The following is a 13,090-nucleotide window of genomic DNA, read 5'->3' as shown; positions in this document are numbered from 1 at the left end:
AGTTTCGTTATCTTTCATTTTAACTTTGGTCACCTGCATAATTTATGTCCCTGTCGAATAAAACTAAAGAACAAATAACTCAGTGGTATAAAGGGTTGTCCGTACAAATTGATGGGTTTGTTTCAAGAGCCCCGCAGCGGCAGATGATAGCGCAAGTCGCGAAAAATTTAGCGGATGATGACGGCCGCCATTTGGTCATAGAAGCGCCTACTGGAGTAGGGAAAACTCTATCTTATTTAATACCGGGGATAGCGGTTGGTAGGGAAGAAGGAAAAACCTTAGTGGTTAGTACGGCGAATGTGGCATTACAAGACCAAATTTATAGTAAGGATTTACCGTTATTAAGCAAAATTATTCCTGATCTAAAATATACAGGTGCATTTGGGCGTGCTCGTTATGTTTGCCCCCGTAATTTAGAAGCTATTTGTGCAGCAGAAGGTGAGCAAATAGATTTAATGTTATTGGTGGAAGACAAAACGGAAATTGCGAATAGTGAAGAACGGGCAATTTGTCAGCAGCTGCGGCATGATTTTCAAAGCTTTGCATGGGATGGGCTAAGGGATCATCACAAAAGGGCATTTAGCGATAGCTTATGGCGTAAAGTCAGCACAGATAAAATGAACTGTTTAGGCCGTAATTGCCAATTTTATCAGCGGTGCCCATTTTTTATTGCTAGGCGAGAAATCGAAGATGCAGATGTAGTGGTTGCTAACCACGCGTTGGTAATGGCAGCTATGGAGAGTGAGTCGGTATTACCTGACCCGAAAAATTTATTATTAGTGCTTGATGAAGGTCACCATGTTCCAGACGTTGCAAGGGATGCCCTTGAAGTTGAAGGCGAAATTACGCTAGTTCAATTAACGGCACAGCTTGATAGCTTTATTCAGCATGTTGGGCAATATATGGGGCAATTTCGCCCAGCAAAACCACCAAAGTTAGCTAACCCTGAACGATTACAGCAACATGCAGAAAAATTGCGTGAAACATTTCGTGATTTTTCATTACTAGCAAATGCCTTATTGCCAGAAACGTCAAAAGAAACTGAGTATTTATTTCCGCTAGGTGTATTGCCTGAAGCAATGCAATTAAGCTGTCAGGTGCTATTTAAGCAGACAGATGCCCTACAGGGGTTAGCGGAAGCTATCTTAAATGATTTGACGGAACAAACTGCGAAGCAAGATATTGTTCGCTTACATCGGTCGATTATTGTAACTAGTAGGGCTATGGGATACTTTGAAAATATGTCGAAGCTCTGGCGGCTGGCGGCATTAGAGCAAAGTTCAGGTGCCCCTGTGTCAAAATGGTTAAGTCGGCGTTATGAGAAAAACCAATCTCGTTTCTTTATGCATTGTGCTGGGATCCGGGTGAGTGAGCAATTACAACATTTGTTATGGCGAAATATTCCTCATATTGTGATTACATCAGCAACGCTGAGGTCGTTGAACAGTTATTCACGTTTTATGGAACTTACTGGGCTGTCTGAAAAAAGTGATGATCGCTTTGTGACATTGTCCTCTCCTTTTAACCATGTTGAGCAGGGAAAAATTATTATTCCTAAAATGGAATATGAGCCAACGATAAACAATGAAGCGGAACACTTAGCGGAAATGGCGGTGTTTTTTCGTGAACAATTTATTAAAAATACTCACCGTGGCGTGTTGGTTTTATTTAGTAGTCAAAGAGCAATGGAAGGTTTTCTTGAGCACGTAAAAGATTTGCGTTTGCAGCTTTTAGTTCAAGGAGATCAACCACGTTATCGGTTAGTCGAAACACATTGTGAAAGAATTAATCAAGGGCAATCTAGTGCTTTAATTGGCTTACAATCGTTTGCTGAGGGGTTAGACCTAAAAGGGGAATATTTAACGCAGGTCCATATTCATAAAATTGCATTTCCACCAGTAACAAACCCTGTGATTATCACTGAAGGTGATTGGTTGAAGTCGTTGAAGCGATACCCGTTTGAAGTTCAAAGTTTACCGAGTGCTTCATTTAATTTGATACAGCAAGCAGGTAGGTTAATTCGTAGTCATGAATGTTATGGTGAAATTATTATTTATGATAAACGGTTATTAACTAAAAATTATGGCAAAAGATTATTAAATGCATTACCTGTATTTCCGATAGAACAGCCTGAAATATCTAAAAACAGTAAATAATTATCATTAAGTTAATGTATTTTTTTTAAGGTATTTAAATTTCAATAATAGTTTGATTTATATAGCTAATTGTTAGTAAATAAAATGGCCACTTTGCAGTGGCCATTGGTCAATTTGAATTGACTCTATTTACGACATTACTCAATATTAGCTTCTAAAAACCAGAGGAATTTATCCATATCGCGGGAAGCCGCGGTAAACATATCTGCGGTATCTTCGTCTTCCACTTCATCAATTGCTTTTCGAATATCATTCGCGACGACCGCATAACGGTCTGCTAATGCTTTCAAATGATCTTGTACACTGTGAATATTAATTGGGTAAGCCTCTAACGAAGTGAAGCGGCTAACTTCTTGGGTTGTACCAATAGCAACGCCTCCCAATTGAACTGCGCGTTCAGCGAATTCATCTAAGTGTTCAACTAGCGTGGTTCTAAAACCATCTAACATTTCATGTACGGCGATAAAATTGCGACCACGCATATTCCAGTGGGCTTGTTTAGTCATTAGAGAGAGATCGGTAAAATGGACTACCATAACATTAAGTATTCCAATGGTTTCCAATTTTACGCTGTCTTCCATATCATTGCGTGTATATAAAAGTTCATTTGAAGATGCTTTAAATAATTTAGCTGTACTCATGATTCATCCTCTCTTAAATATGAATTTGTTTAGTAACCTCATCTGTCAATAAATATAAAATAATAAACCGACTTTGTCATAATGTAATAAACGATTAGTTTAATAGGCCTATTCGATAGGTTTTATTAACTGTTAATTTATTGTGGATCTTGAATGCTGATAGTTTTTAGCAATAAGTGCTATAGCACCAATTAAATAATAAAATAAAAATAAAAAATGATTATTTCAAATTGATGAATAAATCTTTACATGAAAAAAGGTTAATAAATATCAGCATATCGAATTTATTAACCTTAACGACTTCGTTTGCCATTAGATTTTGTAGCTAGGACACTTTTTCTATTTTTGACTTTGGTACCGCTGTTGAGGTTGAACCAATAGAAGCACAGACAATACATAACAATGCCAACCATTGAGTCATCGTTAAGTGTTCATGTAGAAAAACGATCCCCAAAAATGCGCCCATACAAGGTTCAAGGCTCATTAATGTACCAAAAGTTCGAGCAGGCAAGCGAGTTAGCGCGATCATTTCTAATGTATAAGGGAATGCGGTTGATAAAATCGCGACGGCTAGCGCAAGAGGTAAGATTGATGGGTCAAACATCACCTCGACTCCAGTTTGCATTAAGCCAATAGGGAAGAAGATCAAGGCAGAAATAAATGAACCGATTGCGACGGTTGCTGCACCGTAGCCAGCCCCTGCGCGTTGTCCGAAAATAATATAAATACCCCAACAAACCCCTGCACCAAGTGCATAAATGGCGCCAAGTGGGTCAATGGAATCGATATCATCGCCAATAGGAAGTAAAAATAACAACCCAACAATAACCAGCGCTATCCACAGAAAATCAATAGGGCGACGAGAAGAAAACATCGCAACGGCTAATGGCCCTGTAAACTCTAATGCAACGGCTATCCCTAATGGAATACGCTCAAGAGAAAGGTAAAATAAATAATTCATGGTTCCTAAGGACAAGCCATAAGTTAACAATGGAACCAGTGAATTTCTTCTGAATTTTAAACGCCAAGGCTTAAAAATAACAAATAATATAATCGTAGCAAGCAATAAACGTAAACCAGTAACACCGGGAGCGCCGATAACGGGAAATAAAGTTTTAGCTAAAGAAGCCCCGCTTTGAATAGAGGTCATTGCAAGCAGTAATAACCCTATAGGTAATAGCGGAAATGCGCTCTTTTTAGTGTCGGCAGACATAAATAAGTAAACCTCGGAAAACGTAACTTAATTGATAATAAATATTTAGAAAATAAGTATTTAGTGATGAAAAATAATTTCTTAAAGATTATCTCATAAAACGGCACGGCTTTATATTTCTTTGTGGTTTAGCTATCGCTCATAAGGGGGGAAATGTGCTCTATTGGCTGTCAATATGTTGGTTTAGGTGAATTGTAGTGCTATAAACATGAATTAGTCTCATTTTATTATGACAGAGGGCGAAGCTTGAGCTTCTGCATTAGGCTCGTATAATTCAATTCTCTAAAAAGTCACAATAAAAATGGAAAATGAGGAACAGATGGGAAAGATTAAAAGTATTGCAGTGTATTGTGGTTCCAGTATGGGAAATAATGAGGTCTATCAGCAAAAAGCCATTGAATTTGCTAAAGAAATGGTTAAGCGTGATATTACATTAGTTTATGGCGGTGCTAGTGTGGGAATTATGGGGACAATTGCTGATACCGTTTTGTCATTAGGGGGAAAAGCGATTGGAGTTATCCCATCATTGCTAGAAGAACGCGAAATTTCTCATAAAAATTTAACCGAGCTATATAAAGTTGAAACGATGCATCAGCGTAAAAGTAAAATGATCGAACTTGCTGATGCCTTTGTCGCTTTACCTGGCGGTTATGGCACACTTGAAGAGTACGCAGAAGTATTTACTTGGAGCCAAATTGGTTTACATGCTAAGCCGTGTGCCTTGTTTAATATTAATAATTATTGGCAGCCATTGATTGATATGACAAATAAAATGGCAGATGAAGGTTTCCTGCATGAAAAATATCGTCATATGGCGATTGTGAATGATTCACCTGCTGAATTATTAGAAAGTTTTGAATCTTATATTGCCCCATCAATTAAAACCTACGACTAGCATCAATACTGAAATAACAGAGAGGAATGCATGATAAGGGAAGCTATCAAAAATGATGTGGACTCTATTCTTTCACTTTACCAAATTTTGTTTTCGGAGATGGCATTACTTGACCCTGAGCGCTTACAACCCGCTGAACAGGCTAAGGAATTTATTGAAAATGCAATTATTGACGATAAATTTTATGTGTTAGTTGCTGAATTCAACGGTGAGATTAAAGGGTTTTGTATTGCACAACAGCAAATCGCTGACCCTTATAGCTGCATTGTTCCTCGAAATTTTGGTTATATTTTTGACCTAGTGGTTGATCCTAATTTCCGTGGTGAAAAAGCAGGGCAAAAATTACTAACTGCGATGAAAGCGTGGGCGAAAAGTCGACAACTGAGCCACTTGGAGCTGTCAGTATTAGCGCAAAATCATAAAGCGATTAAGTTTTATGAACGAGAAGGGCTTACTGAAATCAGTCGTACTATGGGGATCACACTATAGTTTGGCAATATAATCGGTCTTTCCTTTCGTGTTAATCAATTTGCTGAAAACAGCACAAGATCTAAGCGGCGTAATATGGCATAATGCGCCGCTATTTATACCTGCCGTACTCTAATGACCATGCATGGAATGCATTTTACTGCTCAAATGATTATTTTGGGTTATTTTGCACGCCGTAGTCATGGGCCTCTAATCATCGCAGGCTATTTTACACCGTTTAATTTAAGGCATAGCAGTGTTAACAACGAACAATATCACTATGCAGTTTGGCAGTAAGCCACTGTTTGAAAACATTTCAGTTAAATTTGGCACAGGCAACCGTTATGGTTTGATCGGCGCAAATGGCGCGGGTAAATCCACATTTATGAAGATCTTAGGGGGAGATTTAACCCCTACAGCTGGAAATGTGAGCACGACTGATCCAAATGAGCGTATTGGTAAACTTCGCCAAGATCAGTTCGCATTTGAAGAATTTACCGTACTTGATACCGTGATTATGGGTCATAGCGAGCTGTGGGACGTCAAACAAGAGCGCGATAGAATCTACGCCTTACCTGAAATGAGCGAAGAAGACGGCTACCGCGTGGCTGATCTAGAGGTCGCTTATGGTGAAATGGACGGTTATAGCGCGGAAGCTCGTGCCGGTGAATTATTGTTGGGTGTAGGTATTCCTGTTGAACAACACTATGGGCCAATGAGTGAAGTTGCACCAGGCTGGAAACTGCGTGTGCTGTTGGCACAAGCCCTATTTTCTGACCCAGACATCTTATTACTCGATGAGCCGACGAATAACTTGGATATCGATACTATTCGTTGGTTAGAGCAAGTGCTGAACGATCGTAACTGCACAATGATCATTATTTCCCATGATAGGCACTTTTTGAATACCGTATGTACGCACATGGCTGACCTAGATTACGGTGAATTGCGTTTATTCACAGGTAACTATGATGAATATATGATTGCGGCAACCCAAGCGCGTGAGCGCCTATTATCGGATAACGCGAAGAAAAAAGCGCAAATTGCTGAGTTACAGTCTTTCGTTAGCCGCTTTAGCGCGAATGCCTCTAAGTCGAAACAAGCGACTTCTCGTGCACGTCAAATTGATAAAATTCAATTGGATGAGGTGAAAGCGTCTAGCCGTCAAAACCCATTCATTCGTTTTGAACAAGAGAAAAAATTGTTCCGAAATGCACTTGAATTAGAAGCAGTGACCAATGGTTATGATCAAGGGCCATTATTCAAAAACATCAATTTATTACTGGAAGTTGGCGAAAAAATGGCGGTTATTGGTGCTAATGGTATCGGTAAAACGACATTCTTAAAAACGTTGGTGGGCGAGCAGCCTGCAACTAGCGGAATGGTTAAATGGTCAGAAAACAGTAACATTGGTTACTATGCCCAAGACCACGCAGAAGATTTTGAAACAGATTTAACCGTGTTTGACTGGATGAGTCAGTGGAAAAATGAAGGGGATGACGAGCAAGCGGTGCGCAGTATTTTAGGCCGTTTACTGTTTTCTCAAGATGACATTAAAAAGAAAGTTAAAGTGTTATCCGGTGGTGAACAAGGGCGTATGTTATTTGGCAAGTTAATGATGCAACAGCCAAATATTTTGATTATGGATGAACCAACCAACCACTTGGATATGGAATCCATCGAGTCATTAAACTTAGCCCTCGAATTATACAAAGGAACGTTAATTTTCGTTTCCCATGACCGTGAGTTTGTTAGCTCGTTGGCGAGCCGTATTTTAGAAATCAAAGAAGATAAAGTAATTGATTTCAAAGGTAGTTATGATGAATACCTGACAAGCCAAGGAGTAGTGCTTTAAATATCGTTTTGGATTAGAAACAAAAAGCCCTCAGTTTTGATTGAGGGCTTTTTAATGGGCGAAGTAAACTTAGTTTTTCTTCACAAACTCAGATTTCAATTTCATTTGACCGAAACCATCAATCTTACAGTCGATATTGTGGTCGCCCTCGACCAAACGGATACCTTTAACGCGGGTACCGATTTTTAGCATTGAAGAGCTGCCTTTGACTTTGAGATCTTTAATCACGGTGATGGTATCGCCATCAGCTAGCAGGTTGCCATTGGCATCTTTTACAATTAATTCATCAATATCAGCTACAGGCTCGGCATCATTCCATTCATGCGCGCACTCAGGGCAGATATACATATCGTTATCAGTATAGGTGTATTCAGACTGGCATTTCGGGCAAGGAGGGAATTGCATATTCATACTCTCAGTAACTTTATCAAAAGAATAAACAGTGGTGATATTTAAACCATCAAGCACCACAAAAGAGGGATAGTATAAGGTGAAAGGACAATTAAATTATTTTTTCGGATTATTCTTAATTTTAGTGTGATTGAAATAGGAAAAAGGCGAGAAAAGCCTCGCCTGAATGATGAAAAAAGTCAACTTGCTCGAAAATTTAGCCGTTAGCCTTTAGCACAGACTTCACAATGCGGGTCTTTGCTAAGTCTAAATTGGCGGAAATCCATTGTCATTGCATCAAATAGCAATACTTTTCCTGAATTAACCTTCCCATAATTAGCTAATAATTTAATTGCTTCCATCGCCTCTAGCGTACCAATGGTCCCGACTAAAGGGGACATGACCCCAGCTTCAACGCAAGTTAAGTTATTGTCACCAAATAAACGGCTTAAACAGTGATAGCAAGGAGTACTTTCTTCATAAGTGAAAACAGATAATTGTCCTTCCATGCGGATAGCTGCACCTGAAACCAATGGTTTTTTATGCGGTAAACACAACCGGTTGAGCTGTTCACGAATGGCGACGTTATCAGTGCAATCTAAGATCACATCATGATGTGTGATTAATTCATCAAGTTGTGCATCATCTAGCTGTGCATTGACGGTATCAATTTGGATATGTGGGTTAATGGCTGCAAGCTGTGTTTTTGCAGAATCAACTTTTGGCATATCAATGGTCGCATCACGATGCAACACTTGCCGTTGTAAGTTAGATAATGACACGGTGTCGAAATCCACCAATGTCAGGTGACCAACACCTGCTGCGGCAAGGTATTGAGTTGCAGCGCAGCCTAAACCACCAAGGCCAATAACCAGCACTTTGCCAGCTTTAAGTTTTTCCTGCCCATCGAAATCAAACCCACGGAGGATAATTTGGCGGTTGTACCGCAACATTTCCGGATCGCTAAGCTCTTGCACTGTTATTATTCACTTTTTAATAAATAGTTAAACATTTCGACTTCAACCATTTCACCCGCTTCAACACGGCCACGTTCTCTTTCAAGGACAATAAAGCAGTTAGCTAAACTAAATGAACTAAACACGTGTGAGCCTTGGTGACCCGTCGTGGCGACTTGCAATTGTCCTTGTTCATTAGCGCTTAGAATTCCTCGTTGAAAATCTAAACGACCAGGGCTTTTCTTCAACGCGGTGGTAACCGGAACTTTGAAGCGTAGCGGGGCACGCCATTGGCTGTGTCCTGAAAGGCGTGCAATCAGTGGTTGAACCAATTGGTAGAAGGTGAGTGCGGCAGAAACAGGGTTCCCCGGTAGCCCACAAAACCAAGCGTCACTTAACTTACCAAATGCAAAGGGTTTTCCTGGTTTAATGGCTAACTTCCAAAAACCAATCGTGCCTAATTCATCCAAAATTTGTTTGGTATAGTCAGCTTCACCCACGGAAACGCCGCCACTACTGATGACCAAATCAGCGTGTTGGTTAGCTTCGATAAAGGTTTGTTTGAGTTTTTCTGGCGAGTCCGGTATCACACCTAGATCAAGTACTTCGCAGTTAAGTTTTTCAAGCATCAGGCGAACGGTGAAACGGTTAGTATCATAAATTTGCCCATCTGCTAAAGGAAGGCCAACGGCTTGTAGCTCATCGCCCGTTGAAAAAACGGCAACTTTAAGGCGACGATATACGGTGACATCTGCAATCCCCAGTGAAGCAATTAACGGCAGTTGGGCTGTTGTGAGTAACGTTCCTGCTGGGAACACTGCACTGCCTTGGGCAATATCTTCCCCTGCTTTACGAACGTTACTACCTTGTTTAATAGGTTGGGTAAATACAATGCCTTCGTCCGTTTGCTCTGTAGACTCTTGCATCACAACCGTATCCACACCTTGTGGGATTGGGGCGCCCGTCATAATACGCACGCAGCAACCTGCTTTTAATTCGCCTTCCATTGGGTTGCCGGCAAATGATTTACCTGCCACTGGCATTGGTGTTTTCCCATCCCAATCGGCAAAACGTAAGCCATAGCCATCCATAGCAGAATTATCAAATGGTGGGACATTGATAGGGGAAATCAGGTCTGTCGCAATGATGCGCTGTGCAGAGGAGGTCAGTGGAATGATTTCGGTATCTGTGACGGTTTTTGTTTGAGATAGTAATTTTTCCAATGCAACATCTAGAGAAATCAAATCGTTAGTATGACACTGATCCATAAATAATGACCCTCATTATTGTTATCTGCCTTGAGGCTTAAAATGTGTTCGTAATGCATATTATGGCAGAAATCCATTAGTGGGTGAATGAATAGAAATTGATTACAGATAGCTTTTAGTGAGATTTAGTCAATCAGCTGGTATTAGCACAGAGAAAATTATGCACAAAATAACAAAACTGTTGCTGCTATAATCATGTTAAATATTCTAGGCACTTTATATTTATCTTTTAAAATTAATGTATCAATAAAAAATGTGCTATTAATCACCGTATATAAGGTGTAAAACCTTTTAAAGAATAGATTGACAGGGTGAATGAATTGCATGAATAAATGCAAATATTTCACGGTAATTATCCATGTTGTACTGGATTATCTGTACCTGCTGTTTTAGAGTACCGCACACCTGCATTTTATAAAAATAGTTATACCATTTGTGGAGGATCACATGTCATCTCTGAGTAAAGAGGCCGAATTAGTTCATGCCGCACTGGAGGCAAGAGGCTTAGAAACGCCTTTGCGTATCCAGCCAAAATCAGGCGACGAACGCAAGAAACTGATTGAAGGGCACATGACAGAGATCATGACGCTGCTGAATTTGGATTTAACCGATGACAGTTTAGCTGATACCCCTCGTCGCATCGCAAAAATGTATGTTGATGAAATTTTTTCAGGGCTAGATTACGCGAACTTTCCAAAAATCACTCTGATTGAAAATAAAATGAAAGTGGATGAAATGGTCACCGTGCGTGATATTACGCTTACAAGCACCTGTGAACACCACTTTGTTACGATCGATGGAAAAGCAACGGTTGCCTATATTCCAAAAGATAAAGTTATTGGTTTATCGAAAATTAACCGGATTGTGCAATTTTTTTCACAACGCCCACAAGTGCAAGAGCGTTTAACACAGCAAATTTTGGTTGCTTTGCAAACATTACTGGGAACTACGAATGTGGCTGTTTGCATAGATGCAGTGCATTATTGCGTGAAAGCACGTGGTATTCGTGACGCAACAAGTGCAACAACAACAACGTCATTAGGCGGGTTGTTTAAATCAAGCCAAAACACACGGCAAGAATTTTTACGTGCAGTTCGTCATTTATAATTTATGACAACAACGACACCGTCAAGTCGTATTGACGCGCTTGACGCCGTCCGTGGTATAGCGATTTTAGGTATTCTTTTAATGAATATCTTTGCTTTTGCTTTACCACAAGCGGCGTATTTAAACCCTTATTACACCAATACAACACCCGAGTCAGAGGCTTACCTCTGGGGTGTTTTCAATGTCCTTTTTCAAGGTAAAGCTCTCGCTATTTTTTCCATCCTCTTTGGGGCAACTCTCGTGTTGTTGCAGCCTCGTTCTCTTCGTTGGAACCAGTGTCGTTTATTTGTTTTAGCTCTGTTCGGGGTGATTCATGGGGTTGGCTTTTGGGACGGTGATATTCTTTTGGCCTATGCATTAACGGGCTTGTTGGTAACCTATTTGCTTAATCAATATGATGATGGTTTTTTATTGAAAATAGCACTATCACTATATTTGATTGGGCTAGTCATCTTGCTCGTGTTGGGAAGTGGTGTAGATCCCTCAGGTTTTTGGCAAACCTCGGATAAGCAATTAGCATTTGAATATACTATACATACCTCTGGGGGAATGGATGGTGTGTATTATCGAGCATCAGAGATGCTCAAGATGGTTGAAATGCTGGTTATCCAATATGGCTGGCAATTATCTGCGTTGATGATTATTGGCGCGTTGTTAATGAAAAATGGTTGGTTACGAGGGCAATTCACCGCTCAACATTATCGCAAAATAGCCTGCATATTTATCTTGCCATCGTTATTGATTCAAATAGTTTCGCTATACATACAAAGCCAATTCAATTGGAGCTATTTTTCAACATCAATCATTGGTTATATTATTAATGAGCTAGTTATTCCATTTCAATCTTTAGGATATATAGCTCTGGTGTATGGCTTTTGGGGGATAGTGGTAAACAACAAAATAATCCATGGGCTGCAATATGTGGGTCGTATGGCGTTGAGTAATTATATTTTGCAAACGCTAATTTGTACCACACTGTTTTACCACTTAGGCTATTTTGGGCAATTTACACGGGTTGAATTACTTGTTTTGGTTCCCGTTATTTGGGGAGCAAATTTATTGTTTTCTTATTATTGGTTAATGTTTTTTAGCCAGGGGCCTCTTGAATGGTGTTGGCGCAAATTGACGGGAAAGTTAATAAGTAGATGAAGGTTCATCTACTTATAGGTCTAATTCAATTTATTGACTTCATCCGGTGAAACAGCCGGATAGCCTTTAATTCCTGCAGGCATTTTAATGGGAGCAGGGATGGATTCTTGCTCACCTAAAAATTTAGGTTCGCGTTTTAAAATATATAAATCCGCCAGAGCACCTAGCCGTGCAAATACTTCACGTACTCTTACTTTATACATTCCAGATGGTGTCGGAACCGCTAAACACTGCGCATCAATACCTTTATGTTTGGCGATAAAAACCGCTCGTTCACAATGAAAACGCTGGGTAATAATGGTAAAGTTATCGGTATCAAACACTTTTTTAGTACGTACCACCGAGTCTAATGTCCTAAAACCTGCAAAATCGAGCACAATTTTAGAGGCTGGAACCCCTTCTTTTATTAAATCTTTACGCATGTTGATTGGCTCATTGTAATTATGTGCGCCATTATCACCACTAAGAAGTAAATACTTAACTTTTCCACTGTGGTATGCCTCAGCTGCGCCTTTAATACGATAGGTATAGTAGAGGTTATTAACGCCAGAGGAATAATATTTGGATGTGCCAAGTACCATCCCGACATCGCGCGCAGGCAATTTTTCTACATCTTCATAGATATAGGGGGCGGTATCCCAGCTTATCCAGCGATCAAGCAACAATATGGTCGTAAATGCGATCCCTGCAAGAATAATAAGACCAAAAAACAGACGTTTCCTCATGTCCTAGCCTTGATAATAAAGAGTCATAATTTAGAAATTGTTAGCCTCAATAGGCCAGTATCTCTAGGCTACTTGACTTAAATTAGTGACGCAAGTCGCGTAACGTAAAATCATGTCAATGTCTACATTACAATCGGGGTTAACTAATATTAAGCCTATTAATTGAATCAAAATTAATCAGACATTGGATGAAAAAGATAAATCACATTCTCATCAAAGAGTGAGCAGCTTCACATCATGATAGTTTTTATAGAATGAAGCTATATA

Annotated in this window: 12 protein-coding genes; 6 read left to right on the top strand and 6 right to left on the bottom strand. The window is 39.7% G+C overall.

The annotated features are described in order from the left end of the window. The first annotated feature begins 44 nt into the window (after positions 1-44). Positions 45-2,156: an ATP-dependent DNA helicase DinG gene (dinG, locus tag FVA69_RS15165; protein ID WP_004909193.1), complete on the top strand. Its 2,112-nt coding sequence runs from the start codon at positions 45-47 to the stop codon at positions 2,154-2,156. Positions 2,157-2,293: 137 nt separating this feature from the next. Here dinG and dps read toward each other — a convergent pair whose 3' ends face one another. Both dps and rhtA read right to left on the bottom strand, forming a co-directional pair. Further along, a complete protein-coding gene (dps, locus tag FVA69_RS15160) occupies positions 2,294-2,797 on the bottom strand; it encodes a DNA starvation/stationary phase protection protein Dps (RefSeq protein WP_004909197.1) in 504 nt (167 codons plus the stop codon). 325 nt (positions 2,798-3,122) lie between these two features. Beyond that, positions 3,123-4,010 (bottom strand): threonine/homoserine exporter RhtA, encoded by an 888-nt coding sequence (gene rhtA, locus FVA69_RS15155; RefSeq protein ID WP_109910981.1) that lies wholly within the window; start codon positions 4,008-4,010, stop codon positions 3,123-3,125. A gap of 319 nt (positions 4,011-4,329) precedes the next feature. Between rhtA and FVA69_RS15150 the strand changes: the two genes are divergently transcribed. The 3 genes from FVA69_RS15150 (at position 4,330) to FVA69_RS15140 (ending at position 7,228) form a co-directional block, all read left to right on the top strand. Continuing rightward, positions 4,330-4,905 carry a TIGR00730 family Rossman fold protein gene (locus tag FVA69_RS15150; protein ID WP_109910982.1) on the top strand — a complete coding sequence of 192 codons (576 nt, stop codon included), beginning with the start codon at positions 4,330-4,332 and terminating at the stop codon, positions 4,903-4,905. 30 nt (positions 4,906-4,935) lie between these two features. Further along, entirely contained in the window at positions 4,936-5,394 is a 459-nt protein-coding gene (locus FVA69_RS15145; protein ID WP_004909204.1) for a GNAT family N-acetyltransferase, read from the top strand. 259 nt (positions 5,395-5,653) lie between these two features. After that, complete coding sequence (locus tag FVA69_RS15140; RefSeq protein WP_231136585.1) at positions 5,654-7,228, top strand: ABC-F family ATPase; 1,575 nt, start codon at positions 5,654-5,656, stop codon at positions 7,226-7,228. A gap of 69 nt (positions 7,229-7,297) precedes the next feature. Here the strand turns inward: FVA69_RS15140 and FVA69_RS15135 are convergent, their stop codons facing one another. From FVA69_RS15135 to moeA, 3 genes are all read right to left on the bottom strand, one after another. Beyond that, positions 7,298-7,633 carry a zinc ribbon domain-containing protein YjdM gene (locus tag FVA69_RS15135; protein ID WP_004909208.1) on the bottom strand — a complete coding sequence of 112 codons (336 nt, stop codon included), beginning with the start codon at positions 7,631-7,633 and terminating at the stop codon, positions 7,298-7,300. Positions 7,634-7,842: 209 nt separating this feature from the next. After that, the gene (gene moeB / locus FVA69_RS15130) at positions 7,843-8,595 is read right to left on the bottom strand and encodes a molybdopterin-synthase adenylyltransferase MoeB (RefSeq protein WP_181937022.1); all 753 of its coding nucleotides are present in this window, start codon (positions 8,593-8,595) and stop codon (positions 7,843-7,845) included. A gap of 5 nt (positions 8,596-8,600) precedes the next feature. After that, entirely contained in the window at positions 8,601-9,842 is a 1,242-nt protein-coding gene (gene moeA, locus FVA69_RS15125) for a molybdopterin molybdotransferase MoeA (RefSeq protein ID WP_110731801.1), read from the bottom strand. Between the two features lie 447 nt (positions 9,843-10,289). On the opposite strand from moeA, the gene folE reads away from it, so the two are divergent. Then, complete coding sequence (folE, locus tag FVA69_RS15120; protein WP_004256561.1) at positions 10,290-10,949, top strand: GTP cyclohydrolase I FolE; 660 nt, start codon at positions 10,290-10,292, stop codon at positions 10,947-10,949. Between the two features lie 3 nt (positions 10,950-10,952). Next, positions 10,953-12,098: a DUF418 domain-containing protein YeiB gene (gene yeiB / locus FVA69_RS15115; RefSeq protein WP_123382139.1), complete on the top strand. Its 1,146-nt coding sequence runs from the start codon at positions 10,953-10,955 to the stop codon at positions 12,096-12,098. 20 nt (positions 12,099-12,118) lie between these two features. Here the strand turns inward: yeiB and sanA are convergent, their stop codons facing one another. Continuing rightward, positions 12,119-12,823: an outer membrane permeability protein SanA gene (gene sanA / locus FVA69_RS15110; protein WP_109910985.1), complete on the bottom strand. Its 705-nt coding sequence runs from the start codon at positions 12,821-12,823 to the stop codon at positions 12,119-12,121. Positions 12,824-13,090: the final 267 nt, after the last annotated feature.

The sequence above is a fragment of the Providencia sp. PROV004 genome (genome assembly GCF_011045615.1).
Lineage (GTDB): Bacteria > Pseudomonadota > Gammaproteobacteria > Enterobacterales > Enterobacteriaceae > Providencia > Providencia rettgeri.
Note: the sequence above shows the minus strand (reverse complement) of the source record. Positions and strands in the feature narration are given on the sequence as shown.